13 protein-coding genes and 1 tRNA gene are annotated in these 17,821 nt (G+C 43.4%); 11 read left to right on the forward strand and 3 right to left on the reverse strand.

What is annotated here, in order from left to right; translation table 11 throughout:
• Window positions 1-160: 160 nt before the first annotated feature.
• Window positions 161-565 carry a pyridoxamine 5'-phosphate oxidase family protein gene (locus HXT36_RS01140; protein ID WP_016806710.1) on the reverse strand — a complete coding sequence of 135 codons (405 nt, stop codon included), beginning with the start codon at window positions 563-565 and terminating at the stop codon, window positions 161-163.
• A gap of 611 nt (window positions 566-1,176) precedes the next feature.
• On the opposite strand from HXT36_RS01140, the gene HXT36_RS01145 reads away from it, so the two are divergent.
• The 5 genes from HXT36_RS01145 (at window position 1,177) to HXT36_RS01165 (ending at window position 5,994) form a co-directional block, all read left to right on the forward strand.
• A complete protein-coding gene (locus tag HXT36_RS01145) occupies window positions 1,177-2,172 on the forward strand; it encodes a DMT family transporter (protein ID WP_016635855.1) in 996 nt (331 codons plus the stop codon).
• 103 nt (window positions 2,173-2,275) lie between these two features.
• Entirely contained in the window at window positions 2,276-3,493 is a 1,218-nt protein-coding gene (locus HXT36_RS01150) for a hypothetical protein (RefSeq protein WP_421778935.1), read from the forward strand.
• 100 nt (window positions 3,494-3,593) lie between these two features.
• A tRNA-Ala gene (locus HXT36_RS01155) sits at window positions 3,594-3,666 on the forward strand.
• Window positions 3,667-3,817: 151 nt separating this feature from the next.
• The gene (locus HXT36_RS01160; RefSeq protein ID WP_020973429.1) at window positions 3,818-5,077 is read left to right on the forward strand and encodes a Na+/H+ antiporter NhaA; all 1,260 of its coding nucleotides are present in this window, start codon (window positions 3,818-3,820) and stop codon (window positions 5,075-5,077) included.
• A 65-nt stretch (window positions 5,078-5,142) separates the two neighbouring features.
• A complete protein-coding gene (locus tag HXT36_RS01165) occupies window positions 5,143-5,994 on the forward strand; it encodes a TIGR00730 family Rossman fold protein (protein WP_016806712.1) in 852 nt (283 codons plus the stop codon).
• Between the two features lie 16 nt (window positions 5,995-6,010).
• Here HXT36_RS01165 and HXT36_RS01170 read toward each other — a convergent pair whose 3' ends face one another.
• A complete protein-coding gene (locus HXT36_RS01170) occupies window positions 6,011-7,198 on the reverse strand; it encodes a succinate dehydrogenase/fumarate reductase iron-sulfur subunit (protein ID WP_421778938.1) in 1,188 nt (395 codons plus the stop codon).
• 159 nt (window positions 7,199-7,357) lie between these two features.
• Between HXT36_RS01170 and HXT36_RS01175 the strand changes: the two genes are divergently transcribed.
• The 6 genes from HXT36_RS01175 to era all read left to right on the forward strand — a co-directional run bounded on the left by HXT36_RS01175 (window position 7,358) and on the right by era (window position 13,056).
• Window positions 7,358-8,155 (forward strand): 16S rRNA (uracil(1498)-N(3))-methyltransferase, encoded by a 798-nt coding sequence (locus HXT36_RS01175; RefSeq protein WP_016635850.1) that lies wholly within the window; start codon window positions 7,358-7,360, stop codon window positions 8,153-8,155.
• Window positions 8,156-8,304: 149 nt separating this feature from the next.
• Window positions 8,305-8,673, forward strand: coding sequence for a histidine triad nucleotide-binding protein (locus tag HXT36_RS01180; RefSeq protein ID WP_016635849.1), 369 nt, complete (start codon window positions 8,305-8,307; stop codon window positions 8,671-8,673).
• Between the two features lie 3 nt (window positions 8,674-8,676).
• Window positions 8,677-9,924, forward strand: a complete 1,248-nt coding sequence (locus HXT36_RS01185) for a PhoH family protein (protein ID WP_421778940.1) — start codon at window positions 8,677-8,679, stop codon at window positions 9,922-9,924.
• A 2-nt stretch (window positions 9,925-9,926) separates the two neighbouring features.
• Window positions 9,927-10,454, forward strand: coding sequence for an rRNA maturation RNase YbeY (gene ybeY, locus HXT36_RS01190; protein ID WP_004130585.1), 528 nt, complete (start codon window positions 9,927-9,929; stop codon window positions 10,452-10,454).
• Window positions 10,444-11,967 (forward strand): hemolysin family protein, encoded by a 1,524-nt coding sequence (locus HXT36_RS01195; RefSeq protein WP_421779221.1) that lies wholly within the window; start codon window positions 10,444-10,446, stop codon window positions 11,965-11,967. The genes ybeY and HXT36_RS01195 overlap by 11 nt, the downstream gene beginning before the upstream one ends.
• Window positions 11,968-11,976: 9 nt before the next feature.
• On the forward strand, window positions 11,977-13,056 hold the full coding sequence (era, locus tag HXT36_RS01200; protein ID WP_102705028.1) for a GTPase Era: 1,080 nt from the start codon (window positions 11,977-11,979) through the stop codon (window positions 13,054-13,056).
• A gap of 403 nt (window positions 13,057-13,459) precedes the next feature.
• Here era and HXT36_RS01205 read toward each other — a convergent pair whose 3' ends face one another.
• Window positions 13,460-17,356 (reverse strand): hypothetical protein, encoded by a 3,897-nt coding sequence (locus HXT36_RS01205; RefSeq protein ID WP_421778943.1) that lies wholly within the window; start codon window positions 17,354-17,356, stop codon window positions 13,460-13,462.
• Between the last annotated feature and the right edge of the window lie 465 nt (window positions 17,357-17,821).

Below are 17,821 nucleotides of genomic sequence, written 5' to 3' on the forward strand. Positions count from 1 at the left end.
TAAGTAAAAATTTAAGTAAATAAAATAATCAAATAAAAATTGAGTGGTGTTCATCTTCGCCTTTGAAGAAGAACGCCACTCGCTATTCTAAAACGCGTCATAGAATGGTCATAATTTATTCGGCGTTTTGCTAGATTTTTGCTAAAAATTAGTATTTTGACTAATCTTTAGCAATTGTCTTTCCAGCATTAGCTCCAGAAGTCAAATCCTGAATCTCATTAATCTCCATAACAGGAACAGCAGCAGGCTTCTTTGTGCCCTTTTCTTCTGCAACGCGAACCTGCTCGTTGTAAATCGCGTCATCCGTGTGAAGTGTAACAGTTCCGCGGAAGCGATAGCCCTTCTTTTCTGCCAAATTTGCAACTGCAACAACAAGCTGGCTGCCGTCTTGCAAGTTCTTAAAATGCTGACCTGCAGTGCGCTCGTGGTAAGCAAGGTGATTATTGTCTAGAACAAACATCGACATCTTTGGGCCAAGATCAAGCTCGCCATCTTTGCTAATCGTTGCAATCCAAGCCAAATTGTTTTCAATAAAAGTCTTCATATCTTCACTAAGAGTTGCCATGTTGAGTCCTTTCTTCAACTGATTATTGTGCAATCGCGCAATTATATGATTATGATTCAATCACTTTTAAGATTACGCGCAATCGTGCATATAAAGGCTTAAAAATCGATGAGTTTTTGTAAAAATGCGTAAACTTGTGACATAAATCACTAATTGCATAATGCTAAGAGTTCCGCTTTGTGTTGCTCAACACAGGGATAATAGTAGTTGCGTTATATTTGTAGTGCGCGTAATACATTTGTTACGTTTTTACAGCTAAAAACGTAACAAATGTCTCATCAATGATGCAAATGTAACGGATTTAAGCCAAAAAACGTAACATTTGTCTCACCAGCGAGACAAATCTAACGAATACGTAGTGCGATTGTACTGAATTTTGGTGTTTTTTGATACAAACGCACTACCTAAATCATGAATCGTAAATATTAAGGCAATAGCGTGCTATCAAGTGCTGATTTCGCAATAAAGTAGTAAATTTTCCGAAGGAACGCCAATGGGTTGTACTTTTCTTGTTTTTGTGGCTATTCTATAAAGTTTATAAGGCAATTTAGCTAACTTAAAGAAAAATTTAATGCTATAGACTTGTTGTTTGCAATAATGAGGGGAGTGACATGAGTGAAATAAATAGCGCTGTTCAACCAAGGCAGAATAATCGAATTACCGTAAACATTGCGCGAATCATGTTGCTCTTATGCGCCGCAATTTGGGGCGGAAGCTACGTATCGTCTAAATACGCTCTAGAGGTATTCACGCCGCAATGGCTTATGGGGGTTCGCATGCTTGGAGCGTGCATAATAATGGGCGTGGTTTTCTTTAAGACGATTCGCAAAAATTTTACTAAAAAGCTAATAATTCCTTCGCTTTTAACGGGCGTTACATACTACGCGTCTTTAGTTACGCAAACAGAAGGATTAAGGTGGATTGACCCAGGCAGAAGCGCTTTTCTTACAGCTGCATATTGCGTTATAGCGCCATTTTCCGCGTGGATGATTATTAAAAAGAAGCCAACGCTTTTAGGAATTATTGCTGCTTTAACATGCGTTGTGGGCGTTGGATTCGTTGCGCTAAAGCCAGGCTTGCTTGTTCTTACGCTTTCTCACGGAGATGTTTTAACTCTTATTTGCGCGGCTGTTTTTGCGTTTAACTTAACATACTTAGCGTATTACTCTAGGCAGTACAATCCCGTTGCTTTAACATTCGGCCAGTTTAGTGTTTCTGGAGTTCTATTTTTGTGCGGAGCTGCAATAAGCGAGCCTTTGCCTAACTTTAATGCCGAAGATAATTGGATTACATTTACAAACATGTTCTATCTTATAGTGATAGTAACTGTTGTTGCTCAAGTTATTCAAAACTACACGCTGATTTATCTTTCTACAGCTAACGCTTCTGTGATTATGTGCACAGAATGCTTGTTTACATTGCTATTTTCTAGCATTCTTTACAATGAGCGAGTAACAAGCATGGCTTTTGTTGGATTTGCGTTGATTTTTGCTGCGATTTTGCTTGCAAGTTTGGCAGAGCATATTGAGCTTATAAAAGCAAGAAAAAAGCAGAGCGCTTATAAATCTAAAGCAAAAGTGGCATCTGCGCCAGCATCTACAATCTAAGTAGTAGTCAATTTGAATACTAATTAGCGAATATTTTGGTGATTACTAATTTGTGCATATTGCTTAGTGAATAGTAGTAGATAACGATTTTTAAGGTGTGCTTGTGAAGAACTTCTTTAAGGGAATATCATTTACGCAAGTTCTAGCTGGCTCTCTTGCAGCTGTGACGGCGTTTTTGCTTTCGTCAAAAATTGGTATTGCGGGGTCTGTTATTGGCGTTGCAATAGGTTCGATTGTCTCTGCTGTAGCATCGCAACTTTATCAAAATGTTATTCACGCGTCTTCTAAAAAGATACAGTCTTCTTCTGCGCTAAAGTCAGGTTCAAGCCGCTATGAAGAAGATGACACTAAAGTGGTAAATAATGCGCGTTTTATTGCATTAGAGGATGATATGCCTAAAGAATACGAAGTTTACAATAATATGATTGATTCGAGCAAAGAAAAACAAGCTAGAAGAGTTGTTGCAATGGCTTCTAATGCAAATGTTGCAAATGTTGCTGGCGATTCTTTACGTGATGTTGATTCTTTAAGTTCGCAAAACGCAAAATCGGGGGAATCGCAAGCACTTAATGCCGAAAGCACGAGTGTTATGGAATTGTCTTCCTTAAGAAAGCTAAAAGAAGAAGATAATGCGCTTTCGGAAGGAGACGAAGACTCGATTCTTACTCTTAACGACGCTAAACGCGCATTAGGCGGCAGAAGTTATTACGCAAATAGTGAAGCGAAGTATAAGAAGCTTACGATTGTTATTGCTATTTTGAGCGCGCTCGCGGCTGTTCTTCTTACTGCTGGCATTGTGCTTCTGTTTACTCAAGGAAAGGGCACAGATAATTTAGTGCCTTCTGGCCAAAATACAGAACAGAATAATGGCCAGAATTCAGACAATAATACGCATCAAAACGGCCAAAATAATGGCGTTCAAAATCAAGATAAGAACTCTCAAGACGCGCAAAAAGACTCTCAAGACGCGCAAGACAGTAAAGACAGCAAAGAAGGCGAAGACGGCAAAGACGGTAAAGAAGGCAAAGAAGGAAAAGATTCTTCGAGCAAGAATCCTAGCGAAAAGCAAGATAAAAAGACTCACGAGGGATCTTCCTCCTCTTCTTTAGATTCAAATGAGTCTAATGCAGGTTCTGGCGAGCAAAGCTCTGGGAATTCTGGTGTTTCTGGAGCGGATTCTGGTGCGCGCGGGTCTAAAGGCGATTCTTCGGTTTCTGGCGACTCTTCGTCTTCGTCGTCGCTTTCATCTAACGGAGCGAGTGGTGGATCTGCTGCACAACAAGGCGAATCTGGCTCGCAGCAATCAGGCGGCGGCGAATAGAAATAGCTGCCAAAAACGCTGTGTACGACACGCCGAGTTTGGTTGGCAGCAAAATCTGTTGTATTCTATCAAAGGTTCGTTTGAGCTATACAACTAAAACGGGGCTATGGCGCAGCTGGTAGCGCATCTCCATGGCATGGAGGGGGTCGGGGGTTCGAATCCCCCTAGCTCCACAATTTGAAACGTCACTTCTAATCGGAGTGGCGTTTTTGTTATATTTCGATACGTATCTTATATACTTGTAAGTCCTAGTGCATGTAACGTATTTTGCACAAGCATTCTAAACTTAAAACTTAACTTAAAACTTATAGGAGATAATTCAGCATGTTAAAGCGCGCGTGGAAAGTGGCATGCAAAATAGCCAATAATGAGCGTACGTCTGGGTTGATTATGCTCGGATTTGCTTTAGCTGGATTAATGCTTGCAAATTTGCCATTTGCGTCGCCTATTTTTGAAGCTGTTTCTCACACGCAAATCGGAATTCCATACACCAACATTCACATGTCGATTAGCCACTGGGTTCAAGACGGCGTGCTAACTATTTTCTTCCTTACAGTTGGTTTAGACTTAAAACACGAGCTTATTGCAGGATCTCTTAGAGACCCGCGCGCTGCAGCAATGCCAATGATTTGCGCTGTTGGCGGCATGGTTGTTCCGCCGATTCTTTTTGTTGGAACTGTTACAATATTCTCGGAGTTGCACGCTGGTCAAGAGATTATGCGACTTACTTCTGGAGCGCTTCCGTCTTTAGAAATGGTTCGCGACGGCTGGGCTATTCCTACGGCAACAGATATAGCATTCTCGCTGGCTGTTCTTGCGCTTTTTGCTAAAACGCTTCCTAAATCATTGCGCGCATTTTTAATGACTCTGGCTACAGTCGACGATCTTCTTGGAATTGCGTTAATCGCAGTGTTCTTCTCTTCGCTTAACGCATGGTATTGGTTTGTAGGCGTTGTTTTATGCGGATTAGTGTGGACTATGCTTGTGCGATTAAAGCGCGTTCCATGGCCTGTTGTGGCGCTTGTTGGCTTGCTTGCGTGGGTTATGATGTATCAGGCTGGCGTTCACCCAACTCTTGCAGGCGTAATGGTTGGTTTGCTAACTCCTGCGCATCTTGTTCACGGCGAAAAGTCGCTTAGAGCCGAAAGGTATCGCCAGAAAATTCAGCCTTTGTCTTCTTTGTTTGCACTTCCAGTTTTTGCGCTTTTTGCAACTGGAGTTCATTTTGAAACATTGACTTGGCAGCTGTTTTTGTCTCCAATACTAATTGCGATTACGATTGCGTTAGTTGTTGGAAAGCCACTTGGAATTATGATTACTGCTTGGTTTGCTAAGAAAGTTATTGGCTTGCGCGTTCCAGACGATTTGCGCGTTCGCGACCTTTTGCCTACAGCATGCGCGTGCGGAATTGGCTTTACTGTGTCTTTGTTAATCGCTTCGCTTGCGTACAGCGACGCGGATCTTTCGGGCGAAGCGCGATTCGGCGTACTAGTGGCGTCTATTATTGCGGCTGCTGTTTCTGGATTCTTGCTTGCAAAGCAATCGAATCATATGGAAGAAGAATTAGACGATATTGAAGAGTGATTTAGAGTGATTTAGAGTGATTTAGTCTGTTTTTAATTGCGATTAGAAGGTTTTAGAGGTGACTTATGGTTTCTAATAATAATTTAGGTAATTTAGATAATTCTGGTAAATCTGATAATCCAGATAATTCTTGCGACTCGCGCTCGCAAAGCGAACAGAACTCACCTTGGAAAGACACTTATTACAGCGGTGCCGTAATGATGCGTGGGCCAATGATTCCTAAGGAAAGCACAACGGAAACACTGTTGCAACACGATTTGCCTAATAGCGATTTGCATAATAATTACGCGTGGCAAGGCCTTGACCCTTGGCGAGTTCTTAGAATACAAGCCGAATTTATTGATGGCTTCGACGCTTTAGCAAAACTTGGATTAGCTGTTAGCGTGTTTGGTTCTGCTCGAATAAAGCCAGACGAGCCAGAATACAATAGCGCTCGCATAATGGGCAAAGAGCTTGTAAAACGCGGTTTTGCGGTGATTACGGGCGGCGGGCCTGGAATTATGGAAGCAGCAAATCGCGGAGCGGCAGAAGCTGGCGGAACAAGCGTGGGGCTAGGAATCGAATTGCCTCACGAGCAGGGCTTAAACAAATGGGTAAATCTTGGAATGCAATTCCGCTACTTTTTTGTTCGCAAAACAATGTTCCTAAAATATTCTTCGGGAATTATTGTGTGCCCAGGCGGTTTTGGCACAATGGACGAGCTTTTTGAGTCGCTTACGCTTGTTCAAACGCATAAGGTTTCTAAAATTCCTGTTGTGCTTTTTGGCAGCGAATATTGGAAAGGCCTTATGAATTGGATTGAAACTACAGTTAAAGAAAGAGGACTTATATCGTCTTTTGACCCTAGTTTGCTTGCGATTACAGACGACCCTCTAGAAGCTGTGCGAATTGCAACTGGAGACAAGTTTATTAACTAGTTTTGGCTAGTTTTGGCTAATTTTCCTTCATTTTGCGCTTGTTTATAAGCGTTGTAAGTTGCCAAATTTCTTCTCCAACGTCGATTCCGCGTGGGCATTGCCTGGAGCATGCTCGCACGGATTGGCACGCGCTTATGCCGTCGCTAGAATCCGCCAAGTCTAATCTTCGATTAGTGGCGTTATCTCTGGAATCATTAATAAATCGCGCAGCATTTATAAGAGCTGCAGGTCCAATAAACGCTTCTCCGCCTGCATAAACTGGGCAAATTCCTTCGCACACGCCGCACATTATGCAATTGCTTAAAAGCTCAAACTTTGCAAGCTGCTCTGGGTGCTGCAAAAACTCAATAATCGCAAGTTTTCCGCTGCTGTTTCTTGTTTGAACATCTTGCGCTTGCAAATATGGCTCAAGTCTTTTAAGTTGAGCAATCATTGGAGAAAGATCGCAAATAAGGTCTCTTTGAACAGCAAAGCCAGAAAGTGGCGCAACCTCAATAATGCCAAAGCTTCCATTTTGGATTAGTGAAGATATCTCTTGAGATTGCACTTGCGGATTGTGATTTTCATCGACTGATGATGTTGTAGTTAGTGTTGCGGTTGATTCTGCGGAAGCTTGCGACTTTACGCTACCAGTTTTTCTAAAACCGCTTGATCGAACGCCTTGATTTTGCGGGTTTTGCGTATTTTGCCTAGCGTTTTGAGCGATTGTGGCTGTGCAAAGTAAAGTGGGTATGCCGTTTACGTTTGCAGCATCCGATCCGCAAACGCCGTGACCGCAAGAGTATCTAAATGCCAAAGTGGGGTCTAGTGTGCGCTTAATTTTAAGCAAGCAGTCTAAAATCGTGTCGTTTTTGCGCGCGCGAATCGTATAATCTTGAATCCAATGTTTTCCGCTTAATGGTTTAGCTTGCAGGTCGCCAGAATTTTGAGCCTGGAATGGGCTGCTTTTACGCTTTTTTGCAAAAGGACTTTCTCTGTGCCTTCTAACTAAACCAGGGGAGTTAGTGGAGGAGATTTGTGTTGAGTTAGTGGTTGGGCCAGTGCTTGAATCGCCAGCAACCGCGGAGTCGCCAGCAACCGCGGAGTCGCAAGAACCGTCATTTGGAGTAAAACGAGATACGCGAAAAGTCACAAAAGCTTCATCGCTTGTAGTGCAATCTTGATTAATGGAATGCGCAAAGTTGCGTCTAAAATCGTCAACCATTTGCGCATACCTCCAATTCGTATAATTCTAGTTTGCCATAATACTTGCACAGAAATACTTGCACAGAAATACTTGAGCGAAAATGCAGAAGTAGAAATACTTGCACAAAATCACAGAAGTAGCAAAAATGTTGGCTGCGCCTAACGTTAGGCTTAAATTATGACAGATGCTTTGTTTTTGCTGGATACAAATAAAGACGACGCGCCCGTTCTTGCAAATGGGATTGAAGAGGGCTGGACTCTTAGCTTGCCTCAACACGTTAAAAGGCACGCAATAAGCGCAATGCGACTTTCGGATGGAGATTCGCTAGACCTTTCGGACGGCAAAGGAGTGCGAATTCACGCAACGATTACAGACAGCGAAAACGGCTTAGTTAAAGTAGATTCGTTTATAAAAGAGCCAGCGCCAACAACCAGATTAGCGTTGATTCAGGCGCTTGCAAAAACGGGTCACGACGAGCAAGCAATAGATATGGCTACGCAAATCGGAGTAGACGAAGTAATTCCTTGGTGCGCAAATAGGTCAATCTCAAAATGGAAGCCAGGGCGCACAGATAAGAGATGGAATCAGGTGCTTGAGGCTGCTACTGAGCAATCGCGAAGAGCGTGGATGCCGCAGCTTTTAGAGCCAGTTACAAGTAAGCAGATTCTAGCAATTTGTAGGCGTGCATGCGTTTATGGAAGTCTTGTAGTTGTTTTGCATCAAGATGCAACGGATTCTTTTAGTCAAATCGAAAACTACGTAAACGACTTAACAGAAAAATGCTTAAAAGATGGCAAAACGCGCACTGTTTACGTAATTGTAGGGCCAGAAGGTGGAATTAGCGAAGAAGAAGTGCAAAGTTTTATAGACGCTGGAGCTAAAAGTTGCGTTTTAGGAAGCAATATTTTACGCGCATCTACAGCAGGGCCAGTATGCTTATCATTGCTTTCTAGAGCGCTTGGCAGGTACGAATAGTAAGCAATTTTGCGAGTAATCTTTGAAAGCAATCTTTGCAAGCTTTGTGCGTGTTTTGTGTAAAATGGTAAATGGTATTTTGCAATAAGAATTGTAATAAGAATTGCGATAAGAATTGCGATAAGAATTATTGAAAAGTGGGCAAAATAATGGATAAAGCATGCAATACATACATAACTGACAAAGATTGCATTTTTTGCAAGATAATTGATGGGCAAATCCCAAGCAGCAAAGTGTATGAAGACGATGCAGTAGTGGCTTTTAACGATATTAATCCGCAAGCCAAGGTGCATGTTTTGATTGTTCCGCGCAATCATTACAAGAATGTTGTTGAGCTTGCGCAAAATGATTGTGATGTTTTGGCGCATATTGCATGCGTTGCGCAAAAAATTGCAAACGACTTTTATAATGGCGATTATCGCCTTGTTTTCAACACTGGTTTGGGAGCTGGTCAAACCGTGTTCCATGTTCACGCTCATGTTTTAACAGGCGAAAAACTTGAAGAAGGTAGTTTATAAATCGTGGCAAATAGTACAACGCGTATTGTTCAAATTCCAAGCGAATTAAGCCCAGTTGCTGTTTTGGGAGCAGCAGATTCAAACTTAAGAGAGTTGGAGAAGGCTTTTCCAAGCGTAGATATTTTCGTTCACGCGGATTGTGTGAAAATCGTATCTAGAAGCGCAAGAAGTGAAGAAGACGCTTGCAAAGCCGAACACGCGTTGCGCAAAATAGTTGATTGCGCTTACGAAGCTCCTGTTGATTCCTATGCTGTAAAACGCATGCTAGAAAGAGATGTGCTTAAAGGCGCTGAACATAATGTGCGAATCGATAGGATTGGTCACAATGGTGGAGTTTTAGGCGGAGCGTTTAGCGGATTAAATTCTTTTGATGCTGGATCTGGCTTTGGTTCTGGCTCTGGTTCAATCGAAAGCGATTTTGCGCGAAATTCTGCCGATTTAATGCCATCTAGTGAAGATGCTAAAAGGCGAGCAATGAGCCGCAAAGCGCGAATGACTAAAGGCGTTATAACGTTTGCAGGCGGAAATCCTGTTCGCGCAAAAACAGCGGGCCAAACGGCTTATGTGCAAGCAATGGAATCAAATACTGTAACGTTTGGAATTGGGCCTGCTGGTACTGGAAAAACGTATTTGGCGGTTGCTAAGGCGGTTAGAGCTTTAGAAGATGGTCGCGTGCGAAGAATAGTGTTGACGCGCCCTGCTGTAGAAGCTGGGGAAAATCTTGGATTCTTGCCTGGAACGCTAAACGACAAAGTAGACCCATATTTAAGGCCGCTTTACGATGCGCTTTCCGACATGTTGGGCGCGCCGCAACTTAAGAGGTATATGGACGAAAACGTTGTGGAAGTGGCTCCGCTTGCATACATGAGAGGTCGCACGCTTAATGATGCTTTTGTTATTTTAGACGAAGCGCAAAATGCTACTGTTCAGCAGCTTAAGATGTTTTTGACGCGTCTTGGATTTAACACAACAATGGTGATTACGGGAGATAGAACGCAAGTCGATTTAGCGGTTCCAAAATCTGGTTTAGCTTCGATTGAGAACGTGCTAAAAGACGTTAAAAGTATTGCGTTTGTTCACTTAAATGCGCAAGATGTTGTTAGGGCCGAGCTTGTTGGGCGAATCGTAGAAGCGTACGAAGCGTGGGAAAAGCGCGAGGCTGGGGATGCGCGTGGAAAGTCGCAAGAAACCGCGCAATCGCAAAAATCGCAAAATTTTGAATCGCAAAATCTTGAGAGGAATATCAAGTAATCATGAGTGTTGAAGTGATGAACGAAACCGTTTGGCAAATCGACCCAAAAATATTCTCCGACCTTGGAATGTGGGTTTTGCAACAAATGCGAGTAAGCGTTCAATCCGATTTGTCGATTACTTTTGTAGACCCAGAGCCAATCGCTAGTCTTCACGAAAAATGGATGAACTTAGAAGGCCCTACAGACGTTATGAGCTTTCCAATGGACGAGCTGACTCCTGGAAGCGACGACAAAGTGAGCGAAGGAATGCTTGGAGACCTTGTGATTTGCCCGTGGGTGGCAGCTCAACAGGCAGCAGCGGCAGGGCATAGCACAATGGAAGAGATGCTATTGCTTACGATTCACGGAATGTTGCATTTGCTTGGATATGATCACACTACGCCTCAAGAAGAAAAGCAAATGTTTGGCTTGCAAAGGCAGCTTTTGCTAACGTTCTTTGCAGCTAGATCTGGCGAGCTTTACGACGCCACTTTGCCAGCAGGTGCCGTAAATGAGCTGGAAGAATACGAGAAAAATCATGCTAAATAACATTACAATTCCGCCGATTCCCGATTTGCCTGCGCATATGTGGGCTTGCTTGGGTGCGATTGCAATAGTCGCAGTTTTGCTTGTGTGGCTTTCGCTTGCAATGGCGGCGGCGGAAGGGGCTGTGCCAAGAGTTACAAGGTCTAGTCTTAATAATCTTATGATTGAAGAACAAACGAACGATAACGAAAGTCAAGTCGTTCGCTTGAGGAAGCTTGCTAGAATTCGCAGAGCAAAGAGGCTTATAGCAGATAGGTACGCAACGAGCGGAGCGTGCGCGTTTGTGCGAATCGTGTGTAATGTGCTGGACGGCGTGGCTTTTGCTGCAATCGCGGCGGCTCTTGGTGCGTCTTTTTGGCTAACGCTATTAATCGGACTAATAGTGGCAATGATTGTTGCAATTGTTTCTATTCTTGTGCGGCCAAGGTCTGTGGGCGCGGCTCAGCCAGTGTTTAAGCTAATGCGCTTGTCTAGAATAGTTTCGATTGCTGTTTTTATGAATCCGTTTGCAAAAATCGCAAGCCGCGGAGATTCGCAAAGTCAAAGCCAAAATCATAAGAAAAATGCTGCTCTTTCCGACGACGAAGAGTTGGAAAATATTCAATTAGATCAAGCTAAAGCGAGTATTGACAGGCTTGTAGAGGCAAATGATTTTGACCCAGAAGTTTCGGAGATGATGCGCAATGTGCTTACACTTTCCGACACGTTAACGCGCGAAATCATGGTTCCGCGAACCGATATGATTTGCGTTAAAAACGACGAAACGCTGGAAAATTTCCTAAAATTATGCTCAAGATCTGGATTTTCTCGCGTGCCTATAATTGGCGAGTCGGTTGACGATTTGGAAGGAATTGCGTATTTAAAGGATGCTGTGCGCGCAACTGTGTTTAATCCTGCTGCATCTGAGCGCGCGGTTTCTACGATTGGCCGAAGCCCGATGCTTGTTCCAGAGTCCAAGCCAGTGGATGATTTGTTCCACGAAATGCAGCGAATCCGCCAGCACGTTGCCGTTGTTGTAGACGAATATGGCGGAATTGCAGGGCTTGTGACGATTGAAGACGCGATTGAGCAAATTGTTGGAGAGCTAGAAGATGAGCACGACCGCACTCAGCACGCGGATCCGCAAGAGGTGAGTAAGGGTGTGTGGAAAATGCCTGCGCGCACGCCGATTGCCGATTTGGAAGATATTTTTGAAGTGCATATAGACGAAGACGATGTGGACACTGTGTTTGGGTTGCTTACTAAGTTGCTTGGAAACGTGCCGATTGTTGGGTCGAGTGCTGTGACTCGCGGCCTTAAGCTAACTGCGGTTGATTCTGCTGGGCGGCGCAAGAAAGTCTCCACAATTCTTGTTGAGCGAGATATTCAAGGCCTTAAAGATATTCAGGGTCTTAAAGAAGAAGACGATAGCGCTGGAAAGAGTGGCGGAAAGAGTGACAGCAGGAGCGAGGGCAAGAATAATGCCAAGAATGGCGATAAAGATAGTGAATCATCGCAAGTTGATGGCGATAAATAGTGTTGAATTATGAATGATATGAAAGATGTTAATGATATGAATGACGATATGGAAGATATGGACGACGAAATGAATGACGATATGAATGACGAAATGTTTGCTAATTTAGATCCTTCTCTAAAAGCGAGCGTAGAAGTGCCTGATTTTAACGGCTATAAATCGGGATTTGTTGCTGTAGTAGGCAGACCAAACGTTGGAAAATCAACGCTTATGAACGCGCTAATCGGAACGCAAATCGCAATAGCGTCTTCTCGCCCAGAAACAACGCGCAAGGCGATTCGCGGAATCTTAACAACTCCAAACGCGCAAATGGTGTTAGTCGATACGCCAGGAATTCACAGGCCGCGCACTTTGCTAGGCCAGCGCTTGAATGACATTGTAGACGAGTCGCTTGCGGATGTTGATGCGATTGCTTTCTTGCTTCCAGCAGATCAAGAGATTGGGCCTGGAGATAGAAGAATCTTAAGCCGACTTCGCTCCGACTTTGCCAAAAAAGATGCGGCTGGAAACTGGGTGTGGAAGGTTCCGCTTATTGGAATCGTCACTAAAATTGATACGCTAAGCCGCGATGAGTTGGTGTCTCATTTGATTGAGATTCAACAGTTTGCCGATTTTACGGATATTGTGCCAGTTAGCGCTTTGGAACGCGACAATGTTGACGAAGTTAAGAAGGTTTTGATTGACAATCTTCCAGAAGGTCCGAAGATGTATCCAGACGATCAGCTTAGCGAGGAGAGTCCTTCTAGCATGATTGCGGAGTTGATTCGTGGGGCTTTTCTTGAGGAGCTTGACGACGAGTTGCCGCATTCGCTGGCGGTTGTTGTAGATAGCATTGTGCGCCCAGGAGATGAGGACTATGCGCAATATAGCGATAATAAAGCGCATGTTATTGTGTCGGTGTATGTTGAGCGCGATTCGCAAAAGCCGATTATTATTGGGCGCGGTGCGGAGCATCTTGTGCGCGTTAAGAAGCGTTTGCGCACTGCGGTGAATCGTATTACAGGCGCTAAAGCTGTGCTCGATTTGCATGTGAAGGTTGCAAAGGGGTGGCAGAGCGACCCTAAGAAGCTTGAGCGCTTGGGGTTCTAATTCGTCGCGCCCGAGAATGTAGCCCTCATTGGTGTGTTGAGCTACAAAGTGCGGAGTTGTGTTCCGCTTTTTGTACGTGATTTAGGCGTAATTTGGTACAAAATGCGCGGGCGCGACGACCTGCCTTCGAGCTTAGAGCGTAGCGCGAGAAGGCAATTTGGAGCGCTGAGCAGCTCAAGGCAGAAGCACTGCTTCTGCGCTGCAAAGCGTGATTTGGCTCAAATGTAAAGTCCAGTGGACTTTACATGCCAAATCAGCCGAGCGGCTACTAATAGCCGCGAGGAATAGCGCGCTGTAACACGCGAGCGATTTGACGGGTTTTGTTGTTGATAGATACAAAAACCGCGGCAGACGAGTTGCTATAAGACCAGTCAACCGCGGTTTTTGTTTTCTTTAGTTTTGATTACGCACGACGATGGCGAGCAAAGTAAGTGCCGCCTCCGATTGCTGCGATTCCTGCAACAACAGCCGCTATAGCTGCAACAACCTTAAACGTAGTGCTGTTGGATGCGCTTTGTGCTGCGTTTTGTGCGTTGCCTGATGCCTGAGCGTTCTTAGATTCACTCTTAGATTCGCTCTTGTAATCATTCTTGGAGTCGTTCTTAGACTTGCTCTTTTCGGAATCCTTTGCATCGTTCTTTGCATTATCCTGCTTAGACTCGTTCTTAGCAGCAGAATCCTTAGCAGCATCTTGTGCTTTAGCAAGATCCTTGGCTTCAGCTTTAGCGCCAGCGGCTGCAAGCGCTGCTGCGATGCGGTTAGCGTGCGCAGCTCCTGCAACATTATTCGCTGCAACGCCATTAGCGTTCTGAGCATTAGCTCCGTTTGCACTCTGCGATTGTGCAGCTGGAATCACAGCGTTAAAGCCAAGTTGCTCGTTTCCGAACAAGTTGTTTGCATATCCTGCAAGATACTGGTTGTAGTAGTTGGAGTTGCTACTAGAAGCATCACTACTGGAGCTGGAGTCAGAATCAGAACCAGAACCAGAACCAGAACCAGGCGTTGTGTCGCTATCTTCGCTTGGAGCTGGCGCAGGCGCAGGTGGCGTTGGAGCTGGAACTGACGGCTCTGGAGCTGGTGGAACCACTGTGTCTTTTACGTTCTTATTAAGCGCGTCTGCGTTATCGTTCAACGTAGTTGTCAACGTTTCAAGCTGCGTGGTGTAGCTCATCAAATCCGTTTGCATATTCTGGAATCGCCCAGTAGCAGCAAGGAACTTGGCCCTGTATGTTTCCCGAGTAGCTTCATTAGGCAGCTTCTTGATTATCTCGTTAAACTTAGCTTCAGCAGCCTTAACAGTCTTTTGTGCTGTTGTAACCTTAGCTTTTGCGGCTTTAAGAGTGGCTTGAGCAGAGGCAACCTTAGCCTTAGCATCTGCAACGGTCTTTTTAGCTGCCTTAACAGCCTCAATCTTTTTGGAAACATCAGCTTTAGTTTCTACAACCTTTTTATTTGCCTCATCTGCTCTTTTACTTAAAGCAGAAAGCTCGTTGTTTACTCGTTCTTGCTGATCATTAGCACTTTTAACAGCCTTTTGCGCATCAGAAACTCTATTATTTGCTTGTTCAATCTTTTTAGTTTCCGCTTCGACTGTTTTCTCTAATTCAGCAATCTTATCAGCTAGCTCATCAGCCTTTTTGTTAGCAGCCGCAAGCGCTTCACTTTCCCTATTCTTGTCGGCTTCTGCAGCTTGAACCGCTTGCTTTGCAGCATCCACCTTGCCTTGAGCAGTATTAACAGCATCACTCAAATCGCCATCAATCGTAGCCTGTTTTGCATTTGCTGCTTTATGAGCTTCTTCTGCAGTATTCTTAGCATTATCAGCATTTTTGTTCAAATCAGTCGAAGCTGCTTGCAACTTTTTAAGTTCTTGCTCAAGTTGCTTCTTTTTGTTATCTCTAGCATTTTCGTCAAGCTGAGCATTAGCATCTGCCTTCTGCTTTTCTTCTTCATAAAGCTTTTTCGCAGCCTCAGCAGATTCTTCCAGAAGGATTTTGCTTTTATTTGCGTCTTTAAACTCTTCTTGAGCTTGCTCAAATTTGCTAACAGCACCATCGAATTTTTCTTCGAGGCCTTTAATAGCGGCACGATCCTGTTCGCTCATGGCGTGCTTTTTCTGCAAAACCTTATATCTGGCGTTAAAAATAGCCATATTTGCAAGGTTTGCGTCCGCATTAAGCTGCTTCAACTTTTCTGCGTTATCTGGTTCCAAGTTATTGTTATTAGGATTAACTTTTTTAACATAAGCATCAAGCAAATCCTTATATTGGCTAACTGTAATCGTCGATTCGTTGCTACCATGCCACATGGCAATATCTTGGTATTTGTTTTTATTGTCATACGAGTTGTCGCCTTCGGCGAAGCCCGCAGCAGTATTTGACCTATCGGCAAAGTTTGTGTAATGGCCAACTGCGTTTATAAACTTCTTAGTAAGCGATTCATCATTGTCGTTTTCAAATAAGATAGTTTTTGTATTGCGAGTAAAATCTGCAAGATCATGTCTATGTTGTTGCAGTATTTCTTTAGCGCCATTTGCGAGTTTATGATTCGCCCATTTGCCGCTGCTAATTGTGTTGTCGTACAAGGTTTTTTCTATTGTGTACCAACCGTCTAGAGCGTTGTGTGAGTCGCCAGAGTTGATTTTGCAAGAAAAATGACCTTCGTCTGTTACCTCGCAGTCATCAAACTTCTGTGGATTTCTTGTATTGTCGTGCCCGTCTAACTTGTTGCTCCACGCAACATTTTCCGCAGATCGATTATATGCATGCGTTTTTAAATCTTCTGCTACACCATCAGGTTCATGAGATGCAGCATGACCTATATACGCGGCTGAGTAGAAGGAATGCACAATGCCCTCGGCAATATGCGTTAAGCGCACGCCGACTTCTGGCAAAGAATCGTCTGCCTTGCGCAGCGTGTTAAGAGCATCGTAGTATGTTGATGCTTCAATCATATTTTGCAGCGAGTCTGCGCTACCAACCCTGCCAAGTCCAGGCTTTACTAAGTCGTTGTACCAAGTTGGAGCATAAACTGTGTATTCTGGAGTAGTGTATGTGACATTTCCAACAGTTTTGTTCTTATCAGGAACCGTATAAGTCTCGCCCTTAAGGACTTTTTGAGCGCGCTCAGCGTCTGCAATAAGCTTGGCGTTGACTGCGTTTTTCTTAGCTTTTTCAGTATCAATCACATATTGCAAGAACTTGTAGAAGTCGGACTTTTCTTCTACTTTTTTGTTTGAATCTTCTGTATCTGCGGTAAGGTCGTATTCGTCACTTTTTTGTTTTGCTGTGCGTTTAGCTTCCTCTACAGCGTTTTTTAAATCATAAAAGTCTTTGTTCTTTGACTTAAGCTCATTTTCTGCTTTTGTAAGATTGTCGCTTGCAGAGTTGACTTCCGAATTCTTTTTAGCAGCATTAGTCTTTGCTGAATCTGCTTTTTCTTGCGCTTCTTGAGCTTCTTTTTCTAGATTTTTAACATTCTCATTTTCGCTAGCAGATTTTGGATTTGTAAGCGCTTCTATCTGGGCCGTAATTTTCTTTTGATTGTTATTGTTTTCTTCAACAAGCTTATCTGCATTTTGTTTAAGTACATCTAACTGATTGGCCTTTTGCAATAATTCTTGATGCTCCTTTTTTGCATTGCTTAGAGCATCCTTGGCTTGTTGCAGATTTTCGTTTTCTTTCTCTTGAGCTTTTTGCTTATCTTTTAAATCTTCATCTGCTTTATCTGCTAGCTCTTTATGCTTTGCAGCGTCACTTTGAGCAGAAGCATTAAGTTCTTCGGCTTCTATTTGTGCATTTGCAGCATCTTTCCTTGCGTCTAAAGCAGCTTTTTCTTTATTTTTTTCTGCTTCTAATATTTTAGTTTTTGCTGTTACTTCGTCTTTTGCTTTAGATGCCTGCAATTGCTTTTCTTGCAATTCTTTATTTGCTTTAGTTTGATTTTCTTCTGCGAGAGTTTTCTCTTTTTGAGCATCCTCTAACTCAGATTGTGCAGTGCTGGCAACATTGTTGGCGTCGGTCGCAGCTTGATTAGCCTGATTATATTCGTCTTGAGCTTTTGTAAATTCTGTATTAGCTTCTTTTTCTAGTCTTTCGGCTTCGTCTGCAAGCTTGTTTGCTTCTTTATTTGCTTCTTCGCTGGATTTTGGTTCGGATTGTGGATTTGCGCTGTTAACTACGCTGTTAGTTTCTTGAGTTATGTTTGGATTCTGTTCAACAGCGTTGGCCACATTTGCCATTGCGAATAATGCCAGTGAACTTGCGCCTAAAGATATAGCGGCTGCGATTTTAGCATTCATAAAACCTCTCCTCATATTTGATAATAGGAAATCGTTAGTTTTCGTGTTTTTGAACAAGATTTTTTAGCAATTGCTTGCCGTTCGTCTTGTTTTGGAAAACATATTTTCTACCGGGGGGGGGGGTATCAAGTTTTCAACGCGATTTTATCAAATACCTATGGATTAAATTTGTGCGAGTGACGTTCTCTGTTTGCTGTTGCGAGATGGCTGGATTCGTTATATATGTCTCGGAGGTGAGACATATATAACGTTTTTTGCCCTAATTTCGTTAGATTTGCATCATTGATGAGACATTTGTAACACTTTTTGGATGATTTTCGTTACATTTGTCTCATCAATGAGGCATTTGTAACGTTTTTCGGCTTAAATTCGTTAGATTTGCATTATCGGTGAGGCATTTGTAACACTAGTGTATAAGTAGATACAAAAAACCGCGGAAGACGAGTCGGTATAAGACTAGCCTTC

The organism is Gardnerella sp. DNF01144 (assembly GCF_049244245.1).
GTDB classification, from domain to species: domain Bacteria; phylum Actinomycetota; class Actinomycetes; order Actinomycetales; family Bifidobacteriaceae; genus Bifidobacterium; species Bifidobacterium piotii.

What these genes read in the sequence shown, in the direction of transcription:
- HXT36_RS01140 (WP_016806710.1), bottom strand. Translation starts at nt 565, where the DNA reads ATGGCAACTCTTAGTGAAGATATGAAGACTTTTATTGAAAACAATTTG.
- HXT36_RS01145 (WP_016635855.1), top strand. Translation starts at nt 1,177, where the DNA reads ATGAGTGAAATAAATAGCGCTGTTCAACCAAGGCAGAATAATCGAATT.
- HXT36_RS01160 (WP_020973429.1), top strand. Translation starts at nt 3,818, where the DNA reads ATGTTAAAGCGCGCGTGGAAAGTGGCATGCAAAATAGCCAATAATGAG.
- HXT36_RS01165 (WP_016806712.1), top strand. Translation starts at nt 5,143, where the DNA reads ATGGTTTCTAATAATAATTTAGGTAATTTAGATAATTCTGGTAAATCT.
- HXT36_RS01170 (WP_421778938.1), bottom strand. Translation starts at nt 7,198, where the DNA reads ATGGTTGACGATTTTAGACGCAACTTTGCGCATTCCATTAATCAAGAT.
- HXT36_RS01175 (WP_016635850.1), top strand. Translation starts at nt 7,358, where the DNA reads ATGACAGATGCTTTGTTTTTGCTGGATACAAATAAAGACGACGCGCCC.
- HXT36_RS01180 (WP_016635849.1), top strand. Translation starts at nt 8,305, where the DNA reads ATGGATAAAGCATGCAATACATACATAACTGACAAAGATTGCATTTTT.
- ybeY (WP_004130585.1), top strand. Translation starts at nt 9,927, where the DNA reads ATGAGTGTTGAAGTGATGAACGAAACCGTTTGGCAAATCGACCCAAAA.
- HXT36_RS01195 (WP_421779221.1), top strand. Translation starts at nt 10,444, where the DNA reads ATGCTAAATAACATTACAATTCCGCCGATTCCCGATTTGCCTGCGCAT.
- era (WP_102705028.1), top strand. Translation starts at nt 11,977, where the DNA reads ATGAATGATATGAAAGATGTTAATGATATGAATGACGATATGGAAGAT.
- HXT36_RS01205 (WP_421778943.1), bottom strand. Translation starts at nt 17,356, where the DNA reads ATGAATGCTAAAATCGCAGCCGCTATATCTTTAGGCGCAAGTTCACTG.